This window comes from Rhodococcus sp. HM1 (genome assembly GCF_023218075.1).
GTDB lineage: Bacteria > Actinomycetota > Actinomycetes > Mycobacteriales > Mycobacteriaceae > Rhodococcus.
This window is the reverse complement of sequence record NZ_JALPTB010000089.1, coordinates 1-22,985: the sequence shown is the minus strand read 5'-3', so window position 1 is coordinate 22,985 and position 22,985 is coordinate 1. Positions and strand designations below refer to the sequence as shown.

At 68.0% G+C, this 22,985-nt stretch carries 21 protein-coding genes and 1 riboswitch; of the genes, 14 read left to right on the top strand and 7 right to left on the bottom strand.

Annotated features, from left to right (window positions below):
- A partial coding sequence (locus M1M07_RS28905; RefSeq protein WP_248676357.1) for a TetR/AcrR family transcriptional regulator occupies positions 1-576 on the bottom strand: 576 nt, incomplete at its 3' end.
- 440 nt (positions 577-1,016) lie between these two features.
- On the opposite strand from M1M07_RS28905, the gene M1M07_RS28900 reads away from it, so the two are divergent.
- The 10 genes from M1M07_RS28900 to M1M07_RS28855 all read left to right on the top strand — a co-directional run bounded on the left by M1M07_RS28900 (position 1,017) and on the right by M1M07_RS28855 (position 11,682).
- The gene (locus M1M07_RS28900; RefSeq protein WP_248676356.1) at positions 1,017-2,327 is read left to right on the top strand and encodes a cytochrome P450; all 1,311 of its coding nucleotides are present in this window, start codon (positions 1,017-1,019) and stop codon (positions 2,325-2,327) included.
- 132 nt (positions 2,328-2,459) lie between these two features.
- The gene (locus M1M07_RS28895) at positions 2,460-3,257 is read left to right on the top strand and encodes an ABC transporter permease (protein ID WP_197251374.1); all 798 of its coding nucleotides are present in this window, start codon (positions 2,460-2,462) and stop codon (positions 3,255-3,257) included.
- The gene (locus tag M1M07_RS28890; RefSeq protein WP_197251365.1) at positions 3,258-4,112 is read left to right on the top strand and encodes an ABC transporter permease; all 855 of its coding nucleotides are present in this window, start codon (positions 3,258-3,260) and stop codon (positions 4,110-4,112) included. It begins immediately after the preceding gene.
- 3 nt (positions 4,113-4,115) lie between these two features.
- Positions 4,116-5,417: an MlaD family protein gene (locus M1M07_RS28885; protein WP_248676355.1), complete on the top strand. Its 1,302-nt coding sequence runs from the start codon at positions 4,116-4,118 to the stop codon at positions 5,415-5,417.
- On the top strand, positions 5,414-6,451 hold the full coding sequence (locus M1M07_RS28880) for an MCE family protein (protein WP_197251363.1): 1,038 nt from the start codon (positions 5,414-5,416) through the stop codon (positions 6,449-6,451). Before M1M07_RS28885 ends, M1M07_RS28880 begins: the two co-directional genes overlap by 4 nt.
- A gap of 6 nt (positions 6,452-6,457) precedes the next feature.
- Positions 6,458-7,510, top strand: a complete 1,053-nt coding sequence (locus tag M1M07_RS28875) for an MCE family protein (protein ID WP_248676354.1) — start codon at positions 6,458-6,460, stop codon at positions 7,508-7,510.
- Entirely contained in the window at positions 7,507-8,613 is a 1,107-nt protein-coding gene (locus M1M07_RS28870; protein WP_248676353.1) for an MCE family protein, read from the top strand. Before M1M07_RS28875 ends, M1M07_RS28870 begins: the two co-directional genes overlap by 4 nt.
- A complete protein-coding gene (locus tag M1M07_RS28865) occupies positions 8,610-9,719 on the top strand; it encodes an MlaD family protein (RefSeq protein ID WP_248676352.1) in 1,110 nt (369 codons plus the stop codon). Before M1M07_RS28870 ends, M1M07_RS28865 begins: the two co-directional genes overlap by 4 nt.
- Entirely contained in the window at positions 9,716-11,002 is a 1,287-nt protein-coding gene (locus M1M07_RS28860) for an MlaD family protein (protein ID WP_248676351.1), read from the top strand. Before M1M07_RS28865 ends, M1M07_RS28860 begins: the two co-directional genes overlap by 4 nt.
- 56 nt (positions 11,003-11,058) lie before the next feature.
- Entirely contained in the window at positions 11,059-11,682 is a 624-nt protein-coding gene (locus M1M07_RS28855; RefSeq protein WP_248676350.1) for a hypothetical protein, read from the top strand.
- Between the two features lie 18 nt (positions 11,683-11,700).
- Here M1M07_RS28855 and M1M07_RS28850 read toward each other — a convergent pair whose 3' ends face one another.
- Positions 11,701-13,050, bottom strand: coding sequence for a M1 family metallopeptidase (locus M1M07_RS28850; protein ID WP_197251371.1), 1,350 nt, complete (start codon positions 13,048-13,050; stop codon positions 11,701-11,703).
- A complete protein-coding gene (locus tag M1M07_RS28845) occupies positions 13,047-16,955 on the bottom strand; it encodes a Pls/PosA family non-ribosomal peptide synthetase (protein WP_248676349.1) in 3,909 nt (1,302 codons plus the stop codon). Before M1M07_RS28845 ends, M1M07_RS28850 begins: the two co-directional genes overlap by 4 nt.
- Before the next feature lie 193 nt (positions 16,956-17,148).
- Positions 17,149-17,265, top strand: a riboswitch (SAM riboswitch).
- Positions 17,266-17,330: 65 nt separating this feature from the next.
- On the opposite strand from M1M07_RS28845, the gene M1M07_RS28840 reads away from it, so the two are divergent.
- The 3 genes from M1M07_RS28840 (at position 17,331) to M1M07_RS28835 (ending at position 19,435) form a co-directional block, all read left to right on the top strand.
- Positions 17,331-18,644, top strand: a complete 1,314-nt coding sequence (locus tag M1M07_RS28840) for an aminotransferase class V-fold PLP-dependent enzyme (RefSeq protein ID WP_248676348.1) — start codon at positions 17,331-17,333, stop codon at positions 18,642-18,644.
- Positions 18,645-18,689: 45 nt separating this feature from the next.
- Positions 18,690-18,782 carry a putative leader peptide gene (locus tag M1M07_RS33260; protein ID WP_368862574.1) on the top strand — a complete coding sequence of 31 codons (93 nt, stop codon included), beginning with the start codon at positions 18,690-18,692 and terminating at the stop codon, positions 18,780-18,782.
- A gap of 65 nt (positions 18,783-18,847) precedes the next feature.
- Positions 18,848-19,435 carry a hypothetical protein gene (locus M1M07_RS28835; RefSeq protein ID WP_197251358.1) on the top strand — a complete coding sequence of 196 codons (588 nt, stop codon included), beginning with the start codon at positions 18,848-18,850 and terminating at the stop codon, positions 19,433-19,435.
- A gap of 81 nt (positions 19,436-19,516) precedes the next feature.
- On the opposite strand, the gene M1M07_RS28830 is transcribed toward M1M07_RS28835, so the two are convergent.
- The 4 genes from M1M07_RS28830 to M1M07_RS28815 form a co-directional block, all read right to left on the bottom strand.
- Positions 19,517-19,999: a winged helix-turn-helix domain-containing protein gene (locus M1M07_RS28830; RefSeq protein ID WP_197251357.1), complete on the bottom strand. Its 483-nt coding sequence runs from the start codon at positions 19,997-19,999 to the stop codon at positions 19,517-19,519.
- Positions 19,996-20,559, bottom strand: coding sequence for a flavin reductase family protein (locus tag M1M07_RS28825; RefSeq protein ID WP_197251356.1), 564 nt, complete (start codon positions 20,557-20,559; stop codon positions 19,996-19,998). The genes M1M07_RS28830 and M1M07_RS28825 overlap by 4 nt, the downstream gene beginning before the upstream one ends.
- Before the next feature lie 195 nt (positions 20,560-20,754).
- Positions 20,755-21,228: a YbaK/EbsC family protein gene (locus M1M07_RS28820; RefSeq protein ID WP_197251355.1), complete on the bottom strand. Its 474-nt coding sequence runs from the start codon at positions 21,226-21,228 to the stop codon at positions 20,755-20,757.
- A 40-nt stretch (positions 21,229-21,268) separates the two neighbouring features.
- A complete protein-coding gene (locus tag M1M07_RS28815) occupies positions 21,269-21,790 on the bottom strand; it encodes a 2-oxo-4-hydroxy-4-carboxy-5-ureidoimidazoline decarboxylase (protein WP_197251354.1) in 522 nt (173 codons plus the stop codon).
- 188 nt (positions 21,791-21,978) lie between these two features.
- Between M1M07_RS28815 and M1M07_RS28810 the strand changes: the two genes are divergently transcribed.
- On the top strand, positions 21,979-22,809 hold the full coding sequence (locus tag M1M07_RS28810) for a crotonase/enoyl-CoA hydratase family protein (protein ID WP_197251353.1): 831 nt from the start codon (positions 21,979-21,981) through the stop codon (positions 22,807-22,809).
- Positions 22,810-22,985: the final 176 nt, after the last annotated feature.

Here is a 22,985-nt window from a genome sequence, read left to right as displayed (position 1 = left end):
GCCTTCGAGTGCGTGGAACCAGTGCTCGACGCGGCTCACTGTTTCGGCATGGCCACCGGTGACGCCGAGCGAATCCTCCATGATGATCACACGGGACAGGCACGTCATGAGGACCGACGCCACGACTGGGGGAAGATCTTCGTGCTCGATTCCGTACCGGTCGAGGACGGCAGCGATTGCGTCGGCCTGCTGGCGCCTGAATTGTTCTGAGTATTCGGCAATTTGGGTCCGAAGCGTCGGCCGGTGCCGCGACAGTGCAATGAACTCCATCGTCAGTGCCACGCCGGCAGGATCGGTGCTGAACTCCCACAGCGCCCACAGCGGTTGCGGCGAAGCCAGTGCGCTCGCTTGGTATTCGAGGCCTTCCTCGGCTCGACGTCGGAACACCTCGAACAGCAACTCGTCCATGCTCCGGAAGTAGTAGTGCACCAATTGTGGCTTGAGACCGGCTTGTTCGGCGATGCGGCGGGACGAGACGGCGGCGTAGCCGTGTTCGATCATGACCGTTTCGGCGGCGTCGAGCAGTACCGTCCGGTTCTTCGCGTCGGGAGCCCCGATTCTGCGCGGCGATGCCATGCGCGTCGTCCACCTCCAGGATTCGCACATCGGGTCGGGTGTGCTCGCATCGTAGGCGCCGGAGCCGGAAATATGGCGGGTATGCCTCGGTTCTTCGGGAGGCGAACGGCGCGGCAGGTTGTAAGGGGTCACCACCTGTCGTGATTCCGGGCTCGCGACGATCGACGCGGCGGTAGATGTCGACGGACATGACCGATGATCGATTGTCCGATTCGAGTCGGGAGTCGCTGTGCGCTTCGAATCCGTTGTGCGGATTGGGAACCGGGCCATTCCGACTCGAGGCGACATAAGTCTGTTTACATCCGGGGCGTCGGCGGGGTGTGACCTTGACCACGTTCCGGCGGGCGTGCTATCCATGTGCTCAGCATCGCTATGCAACTGCTCAGCATCGGGGTGGGGCTACAGCCGGTCCCGTCCGTGCGCCCAGACAGGAGTTTGCCGTGACCGCTGCACCCGAGAACTCCCCGACCTGCCCGGTCGACCAGCTCGAGAGCGACTTCGCCCGGGATTACTTCACCGACCCGTACTTCACCGACGATCCGCACCCGTTCTACGACCATCTGCGGTCGCGCTGCCCGGTGCACCCGGTCAGCCATGGTGTCCTTGCGGTCACCGGCTACGACGAAGCCCTCGAAGTACTCCGCAACACCACCGTGTTCTCCAACATCACCGCGCCCATCGGCCCGTTTCCGCCGCTGCCGTTCATCCCGGACGGGGACGACATCAACCACCAGATCGACGAATATCGCGACCAATTCCCGCTCAACGAGCACCTGGTCACCATGGACCCGCCCCGGCACACCAAGATCCGTCGCCTGCTCGCCGGCCTGTTCACCCCTCGCCGCATGGAGGAATCCGAAGAGTTCCTCTGGCGCTTGGCGGACAGGCAGATCGACGAATTCCTGGCCGACGGCACCGTCGAGGTCCTGCACGGATTCGCCCAGCCCTTCGCGTTGCTGACCATCGCCAACCTGCTCGGTGTCCCGGAAGAGGACCACGACGACTTCCGCCGTCACCTGCTCGCGCAGCAGGTCGGGGCGATGAGCGAGGCCGATACCCTGGCCACCAACCCGCTGGACTACCTCGACGCGAAGTTCACCGGCTACCTCACCGACCGCCGCGCCAACCCACAGAACGACGTCCTCGGCGCCCTGGCCGCGGCGACCTACCCCGACGGTGAACTTCCCGAGGTGGTCGAACTCGTCCGGCTGGCCACGTTCCTCTTCGGCGCAGGTCAGGACACCACCGCCCGGCTGATCACCGCGGGGATCCGGCACCTGGCCGACACCCCGTCCCTCCAGGCCGCGCTGCGCGCCGATCGCGCCCTGATCCCGGATTTCGTCGAGGAACTGCTGCGCATGGACGGGCCCGTCAAGGGCGATTTCCGGCTCACCCGCACCACTACCGAACTGGCCGGTGTGCGCATTCCGGCCGGCACCGTGGTGATGGTGCTGCCCGGTGCCGCCAATCGCGACCCTGCCCGATTCGACGACCCGCACACCTTCCACGTCGACCGGGCCAACGCCCGTGAACACGTCGCGTTCGGTCGGGGTGTGCACACCTGTCCGGGTGGACCGCTCGCCCGTATCGAAGGCCGTGTCGCGATCGAGCGATTCCTCGACCGCACAACGACCCTGACCGTCGACGACTCCCACCACGGACCGGCCGGACATCGCACCTACCGGTACGAACCGACCTACATCCTGCGCGGAATCGCAGAACTGCACGTCGATTTCACTCCCGCCCACTGATCACACGGCCGACCGACGACGAAAGGCCACACCATGGGGATCCTTGGGGAAGGTGGCGGGGATCGGCGCAGTCCCGTCGACGTTGCCGAGGTCCGGCCGGAAACCTCGGCGGTCGCCGAGATCGACCGGTGGATGCGGAGCTACATCCGTCGCCATCCCGTCGCGGCACTGGAAACCGTCGGTGGGCAGTGTGTACTGGGTATCCGCGCGATCCAGTATCTGATCACCGACATTGCGGCACTTCGGTTTCCGTTCGCGGAGTTCGTTCGGCAGGCGGCGTTCATGGCTTCGGCGTCGGCGCTTCCCACGATGTTCGTGGCGATTCCGATCGGTGTCACCCTGTCCATTCAGTTCGGTCTGCTGGCAGGACAGGTCGGTGCGACCTCGCTCGCCGGCGCGGCCAGCGGTCTCGCGGTCATCAAGCAGGGAGCGCCGATGGTCGCGGCCCTGCTCATGGCGTCGGCCGCGGGGTCCGCGGTCTGCGCGGATCTGGGATCACGCAAGATCCGGGACGAGATCGACGCCCTCGAGGTCATGGGCGTCTCGGTGGTGCGCAGGCTCGTGGTCCCGCGTCTCGCAGCGGCGATCGTGGTCGGGGTCGCCCTGACCGGGTTGGTGTGCTTCGTCGGCTTCCTCTCGGGATACCTGTTCAACACGTTCGTCATGAACGGAACGCCGGGCAGCTTCGTGACGACGTTCGCATCCTTCGCGACCGTGGGTGATTTCGTCCTGACGATCATCAAGGCGATCGTCTTCGGGGCGATCGTCGCGATTGTGGCCTGTCATAAGGGGCTCGACACCCGCGGTGGGCCCGCCGGTGTCGCGAACTCGGTGAACGCCACCGTGGTCGCCTCGATCCTGCTCCTGATGATCGTCAACGTCGCCTTCACGCAGCTGTATGTGCTGCTGTTTCCACGTACGGGGTTCTGAGTGGCATCGCGATACTTCCCTCCCGGGACACGGCCGATCGTGAATGTCGTTGCGTCGCAAGCAGCGGTGGTCCAGCGCCTCGGCCACATGATCGGGTTCTTGGTTCGGGCGCTGGCGGCGATCCCCACGACGCTGCGTCACTACCGGAAGGAATTCCTGCGGATCCTGGCCGACGTGACGTGGGGCAACGGCTCGATCGTGGTCGGCGGTGGCACCGCCGGAGTGATCGTCATCCTCGGTGCCGCCGCCGGAGCGCTCGTCGCGATCGAGGGATACAACGCATTGCATCTGCTCGGCCTGGAATCGGCGACCGGCATGATCTCGTCGACGGCGACGACGCGTGAACTGGCGCCGATCATGGCGTCGCTCGCGTTCGCCGCACAGGCCGGCTGCCGGTTCACCGCGCAACTCGGTGCCATGCGGATCTCGGAGGAGATCGACGCGATGGAAACCCTTGCAATACCGTCGATTCCGTATCTGGTGACGACGCGGTTGCTCGCGTCGATCGTCGCCATCATCCCGTTGTATCTGGTGTGTCTGGCCGCGAACTACCTGACCGTGCAGATCGTCATCGGGATGTCCGGCGGCGTCTCGTCCGGCACCTACGACCACTATTTCCGTCTCGTTCTCAGTGGCCCCGACATCGTGTACTCGCTCTCGAAAGCCGTTGTCTTCGTGGTCATCACCACGACGATCCAGTGCTACTACGGCTTCTACGCGTCGGGTGGACCGCAGGGCGTCGGCACTGCTGCCGGCCGGGCGATGCGCTCGAGCATCTCCGCGATGATCGTCGTCAATCTTCTACTAACCGTCGCATTCTGGGGGATCAGCTCCGGAGCGAGGCTGGGTGGGTGAACGATGCCGATCCTGTTCGAGAGCGACGGACGCGGTCCGGGTCCGGCCCGGCTGTACCTGCAGGGCTTCGGGGCGCTCGTCGTGGCGGCCCTGCTGGTCGCAGGGCTCGTGGCGAAGACCGGTGGCGCATTCGACCGCACCTTCGACGTCACCGCAGCCCTGACCGAGGTGGGGGACGGGCTGCCCGCACGGTCCGACGTGAAGTTCCGCGGCGTCCTGGTGGGAACGGTGCAGAGTGTCGATGCCGCCACCGGCGACGGACCGAACGTCGTTCACATGGCGCTCGACCCGGCCCACGCACGCTCGATTCCGAGCACCGTCACCGCACGCGTCGTCCCGAGCAATGTGTTCGCCGTGTCGTCGGTGCAACTCGTCGACAACGGGGCGGCGCCCCCGCTCCCACCGAATACGCGGATTCCCCAGGACGAGAGTCTGGCGACGGTCCAACTCCAGACCGCGCTGACGAAACTGCGGGAGATTGCGGCGGCGACTGCACGTGTCGGCACCGAACAGACCCTGGGTGTCCTCGCGGCGGTGGCCCATGCCACCGACCGTCGGGGCGACGACATCGTCGAGGCGGGAGCGCAACTGGCGCGGATCGTCCGGGAGGTCGGCGCGGTCGTCGAGCCCGGCGCGGGACCGTCGACACTCGACGCGCTGACCGGCGCAGTGGAAGGTCTGCACGAGTCGGCACCGGAGCTGCTCGACGCCCTGCACCATTCGATCGCCCCGATGCGGACCCTCGCCGAGAAGGACGCGGCACTCGCGGCGTTCCTGTTCTCCGGGGCGAACACGCTCGGGACGACGGGAACCGCCTTCGACAACAACACCGATCGGATGATCACCCTCACCACGCAGCTCACGCCGGTGCTCGGGGTTCTCGCCGACGGTTCGCCCTCGTTCTCGCAGATCGTGGTCAGCATGAACAGCATCTCCAGGAAGTGGTTCGAACACTTCCAGCCGGACGGCCGGCTCAACGGGGTCGGCAAGTTCGTCTTCCAGTTCACCCCGCACCGCATGTACACCAGGGCCGACTGCCCGCGATACGGAGACCTCGCCGGCGCGAGCTGCGCAACCGCCCCCACCGGCGTCCCGCCGGTGCCCGGTTACACCCCCGACGCGTCGACGATGGTGAGCACCGAGCCGGTCGGCGGCAACGTCGGGCCGGTCGGGGGACCGGAGGAGAAGGAACTGCTCGACGCAATCCTCGGTGGCGACCTCAACGCGGCCGCGGAGATGCTCCTCGGCCCCCTCGCCCGGGGTGCGGTCGTCAACGTCGTACCCGAACCGGAGGCGCCGCGATGAGCTATCGCAAGCCGCTGATCGGACTGTCCCTGTTTCTGGTGGTGTGTTGCGCCCTGGGATGGACCGTGCTGGTGACACTGCAGCGCGGCGTGCAGGGGCCGACGGCCTCCTACAGTGCGGAGTTCACCGACGTCTCCGGGCTACGGGTCGGCGACGACGTGCGCATGGCGGGTGTCCGGGTGGGTCGCGTCGATTCGATCGCGCTCGACGGCACCACCGCGAAGGTGAAGTTCCGCATCGACTCCGGTCAGGTCGTGTACGGCAACACGAAAGCGTCGATCACCTACCAGAACATCATCGGACAGCGGTACCTCGGCTTGTCGCTCGGCGAATTCGGCGACCCACGGATACTGCCCGCAGGCAGTGGGATTCCCGTCGAGCACACCGAGCCGTCGTTCGACATCTCGGTGCTCCTCAACGGATTCGAACCACTGTTCAGCGTCCTCGACCCCGAGCAGGTGGACAACATCACGACCGCGATCATCACCGCGCTCCAGGGCGATTCGGGCGCGGTCACCACGCTCGTGGCGGAGACGACGCGACTCGCCGAATCGATCGCGGGTCCCGACCAGGTCCTCGGCGAGATCATCGGCAACCTCGACACGGTCGTCCACGACCTCGCGGTGCAGAGCGGCAACTTCGACACGGTCATCTCGCAGTCGCGGGCCATCTTCGATCAGCTGACGGCGCGGCGGGACGAACTCGTCGGATCGGTGGAACGGATCGGTGCCGTCGCCGACAGCGTGTCCACGATCGTCGCGGAGGTCCAACCCGACCTGCAGGAATTCCTCGCGCGGGAACCGGGTTTCGCGCAGCATTTCAACGATCACAAGGACTCCTTCGAGTACTTCGCCTTCAACCTTCCCGCATTGCTGAAAGGGCTCGCCCGGGTGAGCCAGGAGGGGAGCTACTTGTCCACATACCTGTGCAACTTCAATGTCACGCTCGTCCCGGCGCTGAGCAACGTCATTCCGACCGTCGTCGCGCAGGCCACGCCCGAGGGCCGGGTCACGCACTCCCCGGTCTGCAGGTGACCGACCGTGACCACCCAGCGCACCGCCCGCGGCGGCAGGTTCCGGATCCGGCCCATCGAAGAGTGCCGACCGGTGACCCTCGGCGCGATCACCGTCGTCGCAATCGCCGCTGCACTTGCGGCGACACTCCTGATCAGCTCCGCCGGATTCGGAAAACGCACGTACGAAGCCGAATTCGCTCAGGCGGCACAGATCGCGCCCGGCGACGGGGTCACGATCGCCGGCGTCCAGGTCGGTACGGTGGACGGAGCGCGGCTCGAGGACGACCACGTCGTGGTGACCATGAAGATCGACAACGGGGTCCCGCTCGGCGCCGATACCCGGGCATCCATCAAGCTGACCACGCTGCTCGGCGCCCGCTACATCGAACTGCGGCCCGCCGGAGAGGGCGACATTCCGGACGATCGGATCCCGCTGGCCCACACCGAGGTTCCGTACGACCTCATGGAGGTGCTGGCGGACGCGACCACGACCTTCGAACAGGTCGACGCCGGAGAACTCGGCGACACCCTCGCCGCGCTCGCCGGTGAGCTGAACGGTCTGCCCCCGCTGATGCCCCAGGCGCTCGCGAACATCGAGAGTCTGTCGGCGGTGCTGGCGGAGCGCCGCGACCAGGTGGGGTCGCTGCTGGAGGCGACCGGGACGATGACCGGGATCGTGCGATATCAGCAACACAGCCTCGGCGCGCTGGTCACCAACGGCCGGGACATGTTGCAGGAGATCACGACTCGCCGGGAGATGATCGATCGGCTGCTCGCCGCGACCACGAACCTCGTGTCGGAGCTGCACACCCTCGTGGTCGAGGACCGGCCGGAAGTGGAACAGCTGATCGCGAGCCTGAACGAACTGCTGCAGAGCCTCGGCAACCACGACGATCTGCTGCGCAACACCCTGCAGATCCTTCCGGTCCCCTTGCGCAACTTCACGAATGCCAGCGGAACCGCGAACGAGGTGGACTTCTCCGCGCCCGCCGGCCCGATGATCGACTCGTGGATGTGCGCGCTCAGCGGCCGTGCCGTGGAACTGGACATGCCGGCCTACTTCCAGGAGTGCGAATGAGCCCGCTTCGGATCGTCGGCGCCGCTGCCGTGGCACTTCTCGTGCTCGCCGCGGGCTTCTTCGGACTCCGCGCGGTATTCGGCGGCGAGGAACCGCACACGATCACCGCTCGATTCGACAACGGTGCCGGGCTGTACGAGGGCAATACCGTCGCGGTCCTGGGAATTCCGATCGGAAAGGTCACGCGGATCGAACCGAAGGGTTCGTACGTCGAGGTGAGGATGGAGGTCGACGGCGGCATCGACCTTCCGGCCGACGTGCAGGCGGTGGCGGTGTCGACGTCCGTGCTGACGGACCGCCACGTGGAACTGACACCGGTGTACCGAGGCGGCGACACGCTTCCACAGGATGCGATTCTCGGACTCGACCGCACGAAGACTCCGATCGAGTTCGACCGGCTACTGGCCATGGCGGACAACCTGGCCGTCGAACTTCAGGGCGACGGAACCGGCGGGGGCCCCGTCGCGGACATCCTGGCAGCCGGAGCCGGCGCCACCGACGGCAACGGTGATGCGATGAGGTCGGCACTGTCCACCCTTTCGGACGCGCTGCGCCTGAGCGACGACGAGGGTGCGGGCACCGCGAACGAGATCACCAGGATCGTCGACGATCTCGCGGTCCTGACGAGTGCGGCCGCCGCCAACGACCGCGACATCCGCGAGTTCGGCGAGGCCACCCGAATGATGAGCGAGATCCTCGCCGACGCGAACCTCGGCACCGGCGACACCGGTTCGAAGATCAACGACATTCTCGTTCAGGCGAACTCGCTGCTGACCGACAATCGGGACGCGTTGAGATCGACGCTCACGAACGCGGAGACGGTCACCCGGTCGCTCGCGGACTACCGCGACCAGCTCGCCGAATTCCTCGACGTGACGCCGCTGCTGATGGAGAACGCGTACAACACGATCGACCAGGAGAACGGGGGAGCCCGCGTGCACGCACAGCTCGAGAAGGTCTTCTTCGACGGGCAGCTGGTCAAGGAGGTCTGCAACCGCCTGGGACTCACCCATCTCGGCTGCGCAACCGGAACCCTGCGTGACTTCGGACCCGATTTCGGTGTCGCGGGCATGCTCGAGGGACTGGCGGGACTGCCGAGATGAGAGGCCCACGGTTGCGGTTCGCGTTCGCCGGCATCTCGGTCGCCGTGGCGATGTCGACGGCGGCCTGCTCGACGGGACTCGAGAACCTGCCCCTTCCCGCCCCCGGTGTCGGCGGCGACTCGTACGTGATCGCGGCGACGTTCGAGAACGCGCTGAATCTGCCGACGAAGGCGAAGGTCAAGCTCGCCGGTGTGGACGTCGGAGAGGTCGAGTCGATGCGTGTGGAGAACTACACGGCGGTCGTCTCCCTGCGCATCATGAACGGTGTGGTGCTGCGCGAGGGCACGACCGCCGAACTGCGGTCGGCGACTCCGCTCGGTGACGTCTTCGTCTCGCTGCAGTCGCCGGACGATCCGTCGGCGGACGCCGCCGTCCTCGGCGAGGGCGACACCATCCCGATCGAAGCCACCTCCGCCGCGGCAACCGTGGAGGAACTTCTCGCAACGTCGTCACTGCTCGTCAACGGCGGTGTCGTCCGGAACCTGACGAAACTGGTCAACGGCCTCGGTTCGGCGGTGGACGGCAAGGGGGACCGCATCGCCGAACTGATCCACGAGTCCACCCGGCTCGTCGGCGATCTCAATTCCCGGTCCGAGGAGATCCGACGATCCCTCGAGCAGACGAACGGTCTCGTCGCGACGCTCTCGGATCAGCGTTCGACGATCAACGATGCGGTCGTCGCTGCCGGTCCCGCACTCGACGTGTTGTCCGAGAACACCACGGCGGTGGTCGATCTGGTCTCCCAGGTCGCCGCGATCACCGACCGGATCGGTGAGTTCCCGTCCGTCCAGGGAACCGACACCCGCAGCATGATCGCCGACATCAACCGGGTTGCAGCCGAACTCGACAGAGCAGCGACGCAGCCGGGGGTGTCCCTCGATACCGTCAACCGGATCCTGGCGCCGGTCATCAACATCACGAGCGGTACGTCCGCGCACACCGACGCCGATCTGGAGCAGCTGGCGCTCGGTGCCGTCCCGGTCCCCGGCCACACCGGTGACCCCGGCAGCAGGCTGCCCGACGGCACGGACTGGACGGCGTTCGTCGGCACGTTGACGTACACGATCATGCGACTGCAGACCAAGTTCGGGGTGGTGCCGGAATGACGGCCGCCGACGGACGGAACGCAGTCCTCGAAGTTCCTGCCCGCGCACTGGTTACGGGTGTGCGCTACGCGTCGGCGCACCGCCTCGGGCTGTCGGTGGCGGCCCTCGCCCTCACCCTGGTTCTCGGCGTCACCTACCTGATCTTCGGTGTCTTCCACCTCGATCCGGCCGACCGGAAGATCCACGTGCGGGTGAACCTCGGGGATTCGGGAGGGCTGCTGCCCGACCGCAACGTCACGTTGCGCGGCGTCCCGGTCGGGCGGGTGACGTCGGTGGAGCTCACCGACGAGGGCGTGGTCGCGGTCGCGGCGATCGACTCGTCGGCGCAGATCCCCGTCGGCGGAGAGGTGCGGGTGGCGGGACTGTCGCTCGCGGGGGAGCAGTACCTCGACTTCCGGCCGGCCTCCGACGGCGGGCCGTTCCTCGTCGACGGCGCGGAGATCGCTGTCGGCGAGACGTCGACCCCGGTCCCGTTGTCCACGCTTATGGGCAATCTCGACGGCATGCTCGCGCAGATCGACCCCGATACGGTCCGGACCATCGTCGACGAGCTCGGCATGAGCGCGGAGGGTCCGGACAAGCTGGCCGATATCGTCGACGGCGGAACGTTTCTGATCTCCACACTGGCTTCGGTGCTGCCGCAGACCGTCAGCGTGCTGAACACCAGCAAGGTCGTGCTCGGGACACTCTCGGACAGTGCCGCCGGTCTGGCCGCGACCTCCCGGAATCTGTCGGCGACGCTCGAAGGGATCGAGTCGAAGGACGCGGGATTCCGGCAGTTCGTCGACGGTGCGCCGGCGACCCTGCAGTCCGTCGACACGCTCTTCGCGGACAACTCGCCGACGATGGTGCAGTTGCTGGGTAATCTGGCCACGACCGCGCAGATGGCCTACCTCCGGGTACCGGCCCTCCACGAGTTCTTCTTCCCGGCCACCCGCGGCGGGTCGACACTCGACGCGTTGGGGACCGCGTTCCGCGACGGTGGTATCTGGGCGTTCGTCAACATCTATCCGCGGTACTCGTGCGACTACGACCTGCCCCGGCAGTCGCCTGCGCTGTCGAACTTTCCGGAACCGTACCTGCACACCTACTGTCCGAATCCCGATCCGTCGACCCTGGTCCGTGGAGCACGCAACGCGCCGCGACCGGCGGGTGAGGAAGGCGGTTATGCGCCGCCGCCGGGCGTCGATCCGCTGCAGCAGGCGGATCCGACACCGATGGGGCCGTTGTCTCTACTGCTCGAACCCGGCGGCCCCGATCCCGGCGACCCGGGGGTGCGCTGATCCGATCACGGCTGCCGACGCAGCGACCAGGCCCGACAACGAGAAGGAGAACCGACGTGAGCAAGAACAGCCGGACGGCAGCGGCCGTCGTCGAGCGCGAGGATGCCGACGAGAAGGCCGAGAACTACGTCGTGAACGAGAATGCTGAAACCGGCGACGCCGCAACCGAAGACGCTGCGACCGGCAAAGCGGTGCCGGGCAAGGATCGGGGACGCCTCGCGCTTCTCGCCGCCGTGCTGGTGGCGGTCCTGGCGGTCGTCGCCGCCGGCGTGCTCGGCTGGAAGTGGAATCAGGCCGACGCCGTCGACGACGCCTCTGCCGCAGCGCTCGACGCGGCACGGCAGTACGCGGTCGTGCTGACCAGCGTCAGCTCGGACGACCTCGACGCGAATTTCCAGGCCGTGCTGGACGGCGCCACCGGCAACTTCAAGGACATGTATGCCCAGTCGAGCGAACAGCTTCGGCAGCTGCTCGTCGACAACCAGGCCACCGCCGAGGGCGTCGTGATCGAGGCGGGCATCAAGTCCGCGACGACCACGAAGGTCGAGGTGCTGCTGTTCGTCGACCAGACCGTCACCAACGCCGTGACACCCGAACCGAGACTCGACCGCAGCCGCGTCGTGATGACGATGGAACTCGTCGACGGCCGCTGGCTCGCCTCCGACGTGGTGCTGCCCTGAACTCGGGCGCGCGGACGTTCAGGCGTCGGGAAACGGAGGAAGCGCCCGCTCGTGGAGCCAGGAATCCCACAGCGGCCGTAGCGGTTCGTCGGTGAAATGCGCTGCAAGACCGACGAACTGCTCGGTGGTCACGTTCGAGTGCCGATGCTCCGCGGTCCAGGTGCGCAGCAGGGAGAAGAAGCGGTCGTCGCCCAGCTGCCGGCGCAGCGCGTGCAGGGTGAGGGCGCCGCGCTTGTAGATCCGGTCGTCGAACATGTCCTTCGGGCCGGGATCGCCGAGCAGGATGTCCTGGGGTTTGCGCGCCAACCCGCGATGTGCTTCCGCCGCAAGGGTATGCGCGGACGGGCCGGTCGAATTCTCCGCCCACAGCCATTCGGCGTAGCACGCGAAACCCTCGTGCAGCCAGATGTCGCGCCAGCGCGTGAGGGTCAGGCTGTTGCCGAACCACTGGTGCGCCAATTCGTGTGCGACAAGCCGTTCTTCGCGGCGGCGGCCGTCGCAGTGGTTGGCGCCGAAGATCGACAGGCCCTGCGCCTCGATCGGGATCTCGAGGTCGTCGTCGGTCACCACGACGGTGTAGTGCGCGAACGGATACGGCCCGAACAGGCGCCGGAAGACCTCCATCATCTGCGGCTGACGGCCGAAGTCGACGTCGAATTCCTCCCGCAGTCGCGGGGGATGCACCGCGACGATCGGAACCGGGGACGAGCACACCTTCCGGGACTCGTAGTGCCCGATCTGCACGGTCGCCAGATACGTCGACATCGGTTCGGGCTGCTCGTACACCCACGTCGTCCGGCTGGCCTTCGTGGTCTTGCGCAGCAGCGTGCCGTTCGCGACGGCGTGGAACGGCGAATCCGTGGTGAGGGTGATCCGGTAGGTCGCCTTCGACCCCGGGTGGTCGTCGCACGGAAACCACGACGGGGCACCGTTCGGCTGGCTCGCCACGAGCGAACCTTCCTCGAGTTCCTCCCAGCCGACCTCCCCCCACATCGAGTGGCGCGGCGTCGGCGTCCCCGAATAGTTCACGGTGACGGTCAGAACCGCCCCGGCCGGGATCTTCTGCGCCGGGGCCACGGTGAGCTTGCCGTCGCGGTGGGTGTACTTCGCCGGTCGCGCACCGTTGACCGACACCTTCGACACCCGCATCGTGTCGACGAGATCGAGCGCGTACTTGCCGCGCACATCGGTCGTGGTGGCGATGATCGTCGCGCGGCCGGAGAGCCGGTTCGACGCGACCTTGTACGTCAACTCCAGTTCGTAACGGGACACGCGATACCCGCGGTTGCCGCTCGTCGGCAGATAGGGGTCGAGCGGACGGTCCGGACCCACGGGAGCAACCGGCTTGGCCGCCTTGCCGGACTTCATCGGGGCGACCAATCCGCGGGCGTCGTCCACGGGGCGACGGGATTGCCCTGCCAGCGGGTCGACGCGGGGACGACATCGCCGCGCATCACGAGCGAGGCCGGGCCCACGGTGGCTCCGGCGCCGATGCCCGACGCCGGCAGCGCGACGCACTGCGGGCCGAGCGTGGCTCCGTTCTCGAGGGTCACGGTGTCCATGGACATGATCCGATCATGGAACAGATGCGTCTGCACCACGCACCCCCGTTCCACGGTCGCTCCGTCCTCGAGCGTCACCAGATCCGCCTCCGGCAGCCAGTAGCTTTCACACCACACGCCGCGGCCGATGTGCGCGCCGAGCGCCCGTAGCCACAGATTCATCACGACGGTTCCGGTCGCCGGGCGGGCGAACCAGGGCGCGGCGACCATCTCGACGAACGTGTCGGACACCTCGTTCCGCCACACGAACGAACTCCAAAGCGGATGTTCCACCCGGCCGATCCGCCCGACCACCAACCATTTCGCCGCCACCGAGATTCCGCACGCGACCGCACCGGCGATCATGAGGACGAGACCGCCGAGCAGCAGGGCGAGAGGATATCCACCGACGGCCGCGAGCGCGTTCAGTGCATACAGCACACCGAGCCCGATCCCGAACGTCACCATCATCGGGACGAGCCGGAACGTTTCGACGCATCCCCGCGCGACCTTCAGTTTCAGTGGGGGAGCGAACGTGCGGGTCGCATCGGAGTCGCCCGCGGAACGGCGCAGTCGGACCGGGGGACTGCCCAGCCACGACGACCCGGACTTGGCTTTCGTCGGCGCTGCGGACAGCACCGCGACGAGACCGTGCTTCGGTACCCGGCGTCCCGGCGCGGCCATGCCCGAGTTGCCGAGGAACGCGCGCTTGCCGACCTTCGCGTGGGAGATGAACAGCCAGCCGCCACCGAGTTCGTAGGACGCGACCATGGTGTCGTCGGCGAGGAACGCCCCGTCGGCGACCTTCGTGAACTTGGGGACCATCAGCACGGTCGACGCCTCGACGTCCTTGCCGATGTCGGCGCCGAGCAGACGCAGCCAGATCGGGGTGAGCATCGAGGCGTACAGCGGGAACAGGAACGTGCGTGAGGAGTCCATGAGCCGTTCGGTGGCCCACACCTGCCAGCCGACGCGGCTGCGCACCGGGTGCCAGCCCTCGGTCATGCCGAGCGACAGCAGTCGCACCGCTGCGACGGTGAGCAGTGCGAACACGAACATGGTGAGCAGCCCGGCCGCGGGCAGCATCACGAGGGACCGGGCGACGGCCTCGGGCAGCGTCGCGGTGTCGCTCACCCACCAGCCGATCAACGCCACGCCGGCGCCGATCGCGACGAGCGGCAACCCGGCGATCAGCACCGAACTCGCACCGAACACCGGCACCCACGCCGGCGCGCGGCGGGGTGCTTCGGCCGGCCACGGATGCGAGGCCTTTCCGACCTTCACGGCGGGGGAGCCGGCCCACTGCTGTCCGGACTTGACGCGCCCGAACACCGCGGATCCGGCCTCGACGACGGCGTTCTTGCCGATCTTGCACCCGGGATTGAGGGTGGACCGGGCACCGATCGACGCGCCTGCCCCGATCCGGATCGTGCCGATGTGCACCACGTCGCCGTCCACCCAATGACCGGACAGGTCCACCTCGGGTTCGATCGAGCAGCCGTCACCGAGTTCGAGCATCCCGGTCACCGGCGGCAGGCTGTGCAGATCGACGCCGCGGCCGACCTTCGCACCGAGCGCGCGGGCGTAGTACAGCATCCACGGGGCACCGGACAGGTTCGCGGCCCCGCTCGCCTCGACCAGCCGCAGAGACGACCACAGGCGCAGATGCACCGAGCCGCCGCGCCGATACGTGCCGGGCTTCACGCCGCGCAGCAGGATCCGCGCGCCCGCGACCGCGATCGTCATGCGGCCGAGCGGGGTGATGAACAGCAGCACACCGAGCGCGACCCACCACCACGACAGGGTGACGGTCCACGGCACCGAGACGACGGTCGCGAGCACGTTGTTCAGCACGGCCAGCCACGTCACCCACTGCATGCCGGTCAGCGTGGTCAGCGGGACGGTCGCGGCGATCTGCGCCAGCTGCGCGGACCGCGGTGTCGGTTCGACGCTCCGGGGAGCGACGGTTTCGGTCGGGGCGAGCTCGTCGAGGTACAGGGCGAGCGAACCGAGCCGCGGATGGTCGTACAGTTCCGCGACGGTCATCTCCGGATAGCGTTCGCGCAGGGCCGTCACCAGCTGTGCCGCCGACAACGAGCCGCCGCCGAGTTCGAAGAAGTCGTCGTCGAGGCCCTCCACGCGGGCGCCGAGCAGCGACATCCACAGGCTGGCGACCCATTCCGCGGTGGGGTCCAGTCCGAGTGACTCGGCGGACTCGGCGTCGGCGCCGGGCAGCGGCCACGGCAGCGCGTTCCGGTCGACCTTGCCGGACGTGCGGGTGGGTAGTTCGTCGACGAGCGCGAGTCGCGGGACCATCGCGGCGGGAAGTTGCTCGGTGAGCAGGTCGCGCGCCGAGGCGACATCGAAGTCCGGGTCGGTGCTGGCGATGTAGCCGACGAGCATCGCGTGCCCGGCCGCGGTCTTGCGCACGGCGCAGGCGCCACCCGCGACGCCCGGCAGGTTCTGCAGGGCGTTGTCGATCTCGCCGAGTTCGATGCGTCTGCCGCCGATCTTGACCTGGTCGTCCGCGCGACCCTGGAAGAGCAGGCCGCGACGGTCGAGGGTCACCAGATCGCCGCTGCGGTAGGCGCGTTCCCAGCCCAGGGTCGGCATCGGCGCGTATTTCTCGGCGTCCTTGGCGGGGTCGAGGTAGCGGGCCAGGCCGACTCCGCCGATGACGAGTTCGCCGGTGGCGCCCTCCTCGACGGGCACACCGTCGGCGTCGACGACGGCGAGGTCCCAGCCGTCGAGCGGCAGGCCGATGCGGATGGGGCCGGTGCCGTCCATCCGGGCGGCACACGCGACCACGGTCGCTTCCGTCGGCCCGTAGGTGTTCCATACCTCCCGGCCGGGGACGGCGAGCCGGGCGGCGAGGTCCGGGGGACAGGCCTCCCCGCCGAAGATGAGGAGTCGCACTGCTTCGAGCGCTTCGGCGGGCCACATCGCCGCGAGCGTGGGCACGGTGGACACGACGGTGACATCGCGGGAGACCAGCCACGGACCCAGATCCATGCCGGAGCGCACGAGCGATCGGGGTGCGGGGACCAGGCACGCGCCGTGCCGCCACGCCAGCCACATCTCCTCGCACGACGCGTCGAATGCCACCGACAGGCCGGCGAGTACCCGGTCGCCTGGTCCGATCGGGTTGTCCTGCACGAACATTCGCGCTTCGGCATCGACGAAGGCGGCGGCGTTGCGGTGCGTGACCGCGACGCCCTTCGGGGTGCCGGTCGACCCTGAGGTGAAGATGATCCAGGCGTCGTCGTCGAGCCGCGGTCCGCGGATCTGCGGATTCGCGGCCGCAGGTGCGGTGCCGGGGCCGATCCCGTTCTCGGTGACGATCGCGGTGACCCCCGCCTCCCCGAACACCAGCTCGGCTCGTTCGTCGGGATCGTCCGCGTCGACCGGAACGTACGCCGCGCCCGCGGCCAGCACCGACAGGATCGTGACGTACAGGTCCTTCGTGCCCGACGGCATGCGCACCCCGACCCGGTCGCCGGCGCCGACGCCCGCGTCGGTCAGCCGGTAGGCGCCGGCGACGATCTCCTCCGCCAGCTCCGCGTAGCTGAGCATGACCTTGCCGTCGTCGATCGCGGGGGCGTCGGGATGGGCGTCGGCGGTGCTGCGCAGGATGTCGACGAGGGTCCGCGCGGGAGGCGCGAACGAGGAGCGCAGGTACTCGTCCGGTATTCGAGCCGGCCGACCCGGATCCGTCTTGGGCTGGACAGACAATCTGCGTCCTTCTCTAGGTGTCGATGCGTGTGGCCGGTTGTCTCACGACCGGGTGGACGGCAGGTGAACTCCCTGCCGGCGGGGCGGTCGCTTCGACCGATTGTGCTCCGGACCATCGACTTCTCGCCTGTCGACCGCACGCGAAATGTTTCGGTTTGACAACAGCGGCGGCGTGCTGTCATCCTCTTCGGCAGGTCACGAGTACCAGCATCAAGCCCCGGCTCGCTGGTCGGCAACCCTCCTCCGCGGTGGGGTGCTCCGGGTGACGACCAGGCTGTGGTTCCAACACCGGACGCAGCAAGCGCGGACTCCGCCGGCGATCCATCATCGTCGTGGCGATCACCGACGGGTCCCTGGACAGACAAGGGATTACTGATGACTGCTGCAACGACCGCCACCTGCATCGCCCCGATCGCTCGCGTTTCCGGCTGTGACCTGCAGGTTCCGCTCGTCCAGGGCGGTACCTGCACCTACGCCAACTTCGACTACGCCGCGAGCGCTCCGGCCCTGGCCGCCGTCACCGACCGCATCGCCGAACTGCTGCCCTTCTACGCCAGCGTTCACCGGGGCGCCGGCTATGCCTCGCGTGTGACCACGGACGCCTACGAGAAGTGCCGGACCGTGGTCTCCGGATTCGTCGGCGCCGCCGACGACCAGGTCGTCGTGTTCACCCGCAACACCACCGATTCCCTGAACCTGCTCGCGACCGCCGTGCCCGGTGACGTCGTGCTCCTCGACATCGAGCACCACGCGAACCTGTTGCCGTGGAAGAACTCCCGCATCGTCGAGGCCGCCGACACGGTCGCCGGGACGGTCGAGCGACTCGCCGCGGAACTGCGCCGCGCGCCGGCCGCGCTGCTCGCGATCACCGGAGCCTCGAACGTCACCGGTGAGCTGCTGCCCATCGAGGAACTCGCGAACCTCGCGCACGAGTGCGGTGCCCGCATCCTCGTCGACGGCGCACAGCTGGTCCCGCACCGGCGCGTCGACCTCGCCGCGACCGGCGTCGACTACCTCGCGTTCTCCGGTCACAAGACGTACGCGCCGTTCGGTGCCGGCGTCCTGGTCGGCCGTCGCGACTGGCTCGATGTGGCCGAGCCCTACCTCGCCGGTGGCGGCGCGGTGCGCGAGGTGCGCCTGGACCACACCGACTGGGCCTGCGCCCCGGCGCGCCACGAGGCCGGTTCGCCGAACGTGCTCGGCGCGGCCGCGATCGCGGCGGCCTGCGAAGCGCTCGCCGGTTTCGACGCCGACGCCGTCGCCCGCCACGAAGAGGAACTGAGCCGTCTGCTGGTCGAGGGTCTGCGCGAAATCGATGGCGTCGAACTGCTGCGCCTCTGGGAGGACTCGAGCGAGTCCGTCGGCATCGTGACCTTCACGGTCGCGGGCTACGAACCCGCCGAGGTCGCGGCGTACCTGTCAGCGGAGCACGGCATCGGCGTCCGCGACGGTCGTTTCTGCGCGCATCCGCTGCTCGCCCGCGTCGGCCGCGCCGGAGGTGCGGTGCGTGCCTCCCTCGGCCTGGGCAGCTCGTCCGCCGATGTGGAGCGTCTGGTCGGTGCCGTGCGTCGCCTCGTCGAGCACGGCCCGTCCTGGACCTACGCGAAGACCGACGGCCTGTGGGGCCCGTCCCCGGAGACCCGCCCGGGTCTCGCGGCGGAGGGCGCGGGCGCGTCGGAGTGCGTCTGATCACCCCGATCGACAATTTCCCACAAGATCGGTAGGGTATTGCCCATGGCATCGCAGACCGCATCGAACGTCGTCGCACAGTGGTGCCGTCGTCATGTCGATCTGTGCCGTACCGCTTCCGGCATGTGTACGAGCTGAACGACACCCCAGTCTCCACAGCTCATCGCCGCGGGATCGCCTGCGGCAGTTCGAAGGAACCCCACATGTCGTACAACAACATCGTTCACACCGTGTCGTCCGCGCGCCCGCTGCGTGTCGCCGTCGAGCTCTCCGGTCCGTCCGGCCCGCACTACTGGGCCGATCTCACCGCCGGCCGGCCCGGCGAGGAGTCGCTCGATCTCAGTGCGCCGCAGCCGAATGTCGTGCGGATCCGCGCCACCGATCTGCGCGAGACCCGCAAGGCCACCGATCGCGTCCGTGCCGGGCTCGTCGCCGAGGGTCGGGACCCCGGCAGCGTCACCGTCCTGGTCGATCTCGAGGTGGTCGTCGCATCCGAGGCCCGCAGCGCGCGGAAGCAGTACGCGCAGTTGGATGTTCCGCGCGCGTCGGACACCCTGTCGTACGTCGGTACCCCGCAGGGGCTCGCCGGCCTCATCGCCGACATCCACTCCACGCACGTCGCGGACGGTGTCACCCTCGTTCCGCTGGCGGCGCCGTTCACCGTGGAACACATCATCGACGGAACGCTGCCGTGGCTCGAGGCCCGCGGCCTCGCGGCGACCGCGCCGTCCGTCGTGGAAGTGTTGCGCCGCTTCGGAACCGGTGGCCGGGGCCTCGTCCGCGCCTCCTGAGTATCCCGGCGCGAGCCGGTCACGATTCGAAAAGCCGAGTGGGGCGAGAGAACGGATTCTCTCGCCCCACTCGCTGTGTCTTCAGGCCGAACGCCGGGTCAGGGGTTCGACGACGTGCACGCCGGGATCGGGGTCGAAACGGTAGCCGGTTCCCCGCACCGTCGTGATGATGGATCCGAATCTTCCCAGCTTCGTGCGGATTCGGGACACGTGGACGTCGACGCTGCGACCGCGTCCGTGGTCGACGCTCGCCGCGGCGGGATCGAGTTCGCGCAGTACCGATCGGGACACGACCACGCGAGGTCGCCGGACCAGGCGGGACAGGATTTCGAATTCGGTGTGGCTGAGTGGAACCCGGGCGTTGTCGAGGATCACGTCGCGGGCCGGAAGATCGATCACCAGCGGCACCGGTGTGGAGCTGAGCAGCGTGTGTGTGCTCGCTCCCGGCACGAGGTCCCGAGCGGTTTCGCGCAACGCGTCGGCGAGCGCGGCGAGATCCGCCGACGAGCGCACGCCGGTGTTCGAAAGCTGAACGACCAGTACGAGTTCGGGTGTTGTGGTCATGGTGTGGTGTCCAATGGTGTGGGCCGGTGGTAGACGCCGTCGTGGTAGAGCAACGGCGCCGCCGTCGACTCGGTGTCGGAGACGTGCGTGTGGGTGACGAGGCCGACGACCAGCGTGCTGTCTCCGGCCGGAATCAATTGGTGCACAAGCAGACGCAGGCGCACGGGAGTGTCGTGGAGTACCGGTTCGCCGGTGTCGAGGCGGTCCCACAGGGAACGGTCGGCGAAGCGTTCCTCGGCGCTGCGTGCGAAACGCTGTGCCAGATGCTGCTGGTCCTCGCCCAGGAGGTGCACCACGAGCGAGTCCGCCGCGTGCACGGCGTCGATGCTCGACGAGGTCCGAGTGATGTTGAACGACACCAGCGGTGGGTTCAGCGACAGCGAGGAGAACGACGTCGCGGTGAAGCCGACCGGGCCGTTTCCGGCGTCGAGCGTGACGACGGTGACGCCTGCAGGGTGGCGGCGCAACGCGGAGCGGTACTCCTCGTTGCCGACGCCCAGGGCGAATTCGGGTGCGGTGGCGTCGGCGCGATCGGCGACAGGGGAATGTGATGTGGGCATGGCCGTCCCTGAAAAAGGCTCGTCCCCGGAAGAAACTGGGGGACAAGGCGAGTGATGAGATGGAATGGGTGTGGGCGTCAGGCCGCACACAGGCACGAGCGGGTACGGCACAGGTCGACGTGCCTGCGGCTCCACGCTCGGATAGTCACGGTGACACTATAGTGCAGCGGTTCCGGTTCCGATACCGCGGGCCGGTCAGTCCATGTCCACGTCCATGCCCGCGGTGATGCGCAGAAGTTCCCGATAGGTCGTGCGGAACACCGTGTTCGGGTATCCGCCCGCGGCCCACAACAGCGGATGCGCCTCGAGCGCGCGATCCACATAGGTCGGCAGATTGGTGGGGTGGCCGAGCGGCGCGACACCGCCGACCGGTTGCGCGGTGACCTCCGTGACAAGCTCCGGCGACGCCGGCACCAGTGTGCCGCCGAGGCGCTCGCCGCAGCGCCGGACATCGACCCGATGGGCTCCGGAGACCAACAAGAGAACCGGTTCGCCGTCGAGTTCGAACACGAGCGATTTCACGATCGCACCGACGTCGACGCCCAGCGCCGCGGCCGCCTGCTCGGCGGTGTGCACCGACTCCGGCTGGGTGAGGATCAGGCCGGGATGGCCGCGGGAGATGAGCGTGTCGGCCACGTGAACGGCGTTCGGATGCAGTGTCGCGGACATGGTTCCAATGTAGGAGCGGACCGCATCTGTCGCGCGGGGATCAGTAGAGCGGAAAGCCGTCCTCCGGTCCCAGCATGCGTTCGAGGCGGGTGCGCGTGATCTTCGCGAGTTCGTCGGTGCGGATCTTCCGCTCGGCGTCGATCTCGTTGTCGAGGCGGTGCACGAGGTCGACGAGCAGCTCGTCGGGCCCGCGGTCTGCCGCACACCACAGATAGCGGAAGCCGAACCTCTCCTCGTACACCTGCGCCGAGTGGGCGATCTCCGCCATCATGAGCGGATCGTCGGTCCACACCGAACACTGCTCGGCGCGCGAATGGGTGCTGCGCGGCCGGACACCGACGATCGGGTGGCACTCCAGGGCCTCGGCGATGCTCGACTCGTCCAACGTGACGAGCACTGCGTCGGCGCGGGCGAACAGTTCGGTGTAGCTCGCGTACGGGCGTCCGGCGGCCACCGGGTTCGCCCAGGCGAGCGTCGCGCAGCATTCGTACAAGGCGTGAACGGTGCCGCGGCGGCTGAGGGCGTTGAACGCACCGAGACCGATTCCCTGATGCAGAAGCATGGCCTGCGCTCCTCTCCGAGACGGACCGCCCCGGGAAACCCCGGCGCTGCGGTCGGATCCAGCTTCCCTCGTGTGCGGGCGTGTCTCCAGAGCTGTGACCGGGAGTTTTCGAGTCTTTAACACCGCTCGGGGGTGAACGTGACGGGGAGCTCGGTGTGAACGACCGGCAAAGATATTACTCTCGAGTAATGACCGATCATTCCAGCTGGAAAGCATTCACCGTCGAGGTCGAGGCGCACGTCGCACGCGTGACCCTCGTCGGACCCGGCAAGGGCAACGCCATGGGACCCGAGTTCTGGTCCGAGCTGCCCGAGGTGTTCGCCGCACTCGACGCCGACGACGAGGTGCGCGCCGTCGTCCTCGCCGGCTCCGGCAAGCACTTCTCGTTCGGGCTGGACCTGCCCGCGATGAGCGGCGACCTCGGCAAGGTTCTCGCCGACAAGGCGCTGGCCAAGCCGCGCACCGACTTCCACGCGATGATCAAGCGCATGCAGGCGGCGATCACCGCCGTCGCCGATTGCCGCAAGCCCGTCGTCGCCGCCGTGCAGGGCTGGTGCATCGGTGGCGGCGTCGACCTGATCACCGCGGCGGACATCCGCTACGCCTCGGCGGACGCCAAGTTCAGCGTCCGTGAGGTGAAGGTCGGTATGGTCGCCGACGTCGGGACCCTCGCCCGCCTCCCGCTCATCGTCGGCGACGGCCACACCCGCGAACTCGCCCTCACCGGCAAGGACATCGACGCCGCCCGCGCCGAGAAGATCGGTCTCGTCAACGACGTGTTCGACGACGCCGAGGCCACCCTCGCCGCCGCCCACGCGACCGCCGCGGAGATCGCCGCCAACCCGCCGCTCGTGGTCCACGGCATCAAGGACGTCCTCGATCACAGCCGCTCCCCGCAGGTCGACGACAGCCTCCGCTACGTCGCGGCGTGGAACGCGGCGTTCCTGCCCTCCGAGGACCTGACCGAGGCGATCTCCGCCATCTTCGAGAAGCGCCCCCCGAACTTCCGGGGAGCCTGATCTTCGGGCTCCGCCCGAAAACGAGCGAACGGTACATTCAGTCGGTCAGCGGGCTGTTGCGAAATAGCCGAAGGTCCGCGACCGCGAACCACAGCGCCGGTCCCGGGGCGGGGTCTCCCGCCCCGGGACCACCGCTTCACACGACGGCCGGCAACCCGCCCCCACCCCCCATGGTG

Excerpts from the sequence above, each read along its gene's own strand:
- M1M07_RS28815 (WP_197251354.1), bottom strand. The coding sequence starts at position 21,790 with ATGCTTCTGCATCAGGGAATCGGTCTCGGTGCGTTCAACGCCCTCAGC.
- M1M07_RS28895 (WP_197251374.1), top strand. The coding sequence starts at position 2,460 with ATGCGGAGCTACATCCGTCGCCATCCCGTCGCGGCACTGGAAACCGTC.
- M1M07_RS28880 (WP_197251363.1), top strand. The coding sequence starts at position 5,414 with ATGAGCTATCGCAAGCCGCTGATCGGACTGTCCCTGTTTCTGGTGGTG.
- M1M07_RS28840 (WP_248676348.1), top strand. The coding sequence starts at position 17,331 with ATGACTGCTGCAACGACCGCCACCTGCATCGCCCCGATCGCTCGCGTT.
- M1M07_RS28825 (WP_197251356.1), bottom strand. The coding sequence starts at position 20,559 with ATGCCCACATCACATTCCCCTGTCGCCGATCGCGCCGACGCCACCGCA.
- M1M07_RS28870 (WP_248676353.1), top strand. The coding sequence starts at position 7,507 with ATGAGCCCGCTTCGGATCGTCGGCGCCGCTGCCGTGGCACTTCTCGTG.
- M1M07_RS28885 (WP_248676355.1), top strand. The coding sequence starts at position 4,116 with ATGCCGATCCTGTTCGAGAGCGACGGACGCGGTCCGGGTCCGGCCCGG.
- M1M07_RS28820 (WP_197251355.1), bottom strand. The coding sequence starts at position 21,228 with ATGTCCGCGACACTGCATCCGAACGCCGTTCACGTGGCCGACACGCTC.
- M1M07_RS28835 (WP_197251358.1), top strand. The coding sequence starts at position 18,848 with ATGTCGTACAACAACATCGTTCACACCGTGTCGTCCGCGCGCCCGCTG.
- M1M07_RS28810 (WP_197251353.1), top strand. The coding sequence starts at position 21,979 with ATGACCGATCATTCCAGCTGGAAAGCATTCACCGTCGAGGTCGAGGCG.
- M1M07_RS33260 (WP_368862574.1), top strand. The coding sequence starts at position 18,690 with ATGGCATCGCAGACCGCATCGAACGTCGTCGCACAGTGGTGCCGTCGT.
- M1M07_RS28865 (WP_248676352.1), top strand. The coding sequence starts at position 8,610 with ATGAGAGGCCCACGGTTGCGGTTCGCGTTCGCCGGCATCTCGGTCGCC.
- M1M07_RS28860 (WP_248676351.1), top strand. The coding sequence starts at position 9,716 with ATGACGGCCGCCGACGGACGGAACGCAGTCCTCGAAGTTCCTGCCCGC.
- M1M07_RS28850 (WP_197251371.1), bottom strand. The coding sequence starts at position 13,050 with ATGAAGTCCGGCAAGGCGGCCAAGCCGGTTGCTCCCGTGGGTCCGGAC.
- M1M07_RS28830 (WP_197251357.1), bottom strand. The coding sequence starts at position 19,999 with ATGACCACAACACCCGAACTCGTACTGGTCGTTCAGCTTTCGAACACC.